This is a genomic window from Halomonas sp. BM-2019, assembly GCF_017584085.1.
Window position 1 is genome coordinate 3,802,491 of the sequence record NZ_CP071922.1, and the last position, 395, is coordinate 3,802,885.

Sequence of the window (395 nt, forward strand, 5' to 3'; positions counted from 1 at the left end):
CTGTCGCGCTCCTGCTGCAGGGTCTCGCGGCGGGCCTCCAGGGCCTCCTGCTCCAGCTCGAGCCCGGCCAGCGCCTCGCCCAGCTCGGCCCGCTGCTCGGCGAGCCGAGTGATATCGGGCAGCCCATCGTGCTGCTGGCGGCGGCGGCGCTCGTCGGCCTCCAGGCGTTCGAGCCGAGACTCCCGCTCGCGCAGCCGGTCCTGGCCGCGCTCGGCCTCGCGACTGGCCTCCCGCCACTGCTCGCTGAAGGCCTCCCAGACGGCGTCGGCCGCCTCCGCCTCGGGCTCGGCCTCCTCGAGGGCCGCCTCCAGCTCCTCGAGCCGTTCGGCCAGTTCCTCGCGCTCCGGCACGAGGGTCTCCAGTCGCGCCTCGAGGCGCGCCAGCCGCTCGTCGTC

Annotated in this window: 1 pseudogene; it reads right to left on the reverse strand. The window is 76.2% G+C overall.

What is annotated here, in order from left to right:
* Positions 1 to 395: pseudogene (locus J5F18_RS18820) on the reverse strand (chromosome segregation protein SMC); the annotation flags it as partial.